Raw genomic sequence first — 308 nt, 5'->3', positions numbered from 1 at the left:
CATGAGGGTGTTGCTGTAACCACTCCCAAGCCAAAAGTGAAGCTTGGAGACATCTTTTTGAAAAATTAGGGTCCAAACTTTTATAAATTCTACTTGATAAGGCCATTACAGCGGCAAAACTGGCAGTCGCTGTTGAAGATATAGGTGATAAATAAAGGGCTTCATTATCGTTCTCTGGCATCACATCAAGTCCTGGAAAGTTTAAAGTAGTTAATTTGTGAAATACACCACCCGATGTTTCGTCTTGCATTTTTAACATCCAATCTAACTCATATTTACATTCAAGAAGCACGTCTGGAGTTTTACCA

At 38.3% G+C, this 308-nt stretch carries 1 protein-coding gene; it reads right to left on the bottom strand.

Annotation, left to right across the window (positions count from 1 at the left end; all coding sequences use genetic code 11):
• On the bottom strand, positions 1-308 hold a 308-nt coding region (locus tag AOA62_RS05070; protein WP_178075620.1), incomplete at both ends, for a glycoside hydrolase family 9 protein.

The sequence above is a fragment of the Pseudomonas sp. 2995-3 genome (genome assembly GCF_002742565.1).
GTDB classification, from domain to species: Bacteria; Pseudomonadota; Gammaproteobacteria; order Pseudomonadales; family Pseudomonadaceae; genus Aquipseudomonas; species Aquipseudomonas edaphica.
The sequence above is the reverse complement of the archived record's forward strand: the minus strand, read 5'-3'. Positions and strand labels throughout refer to the sequence as shown.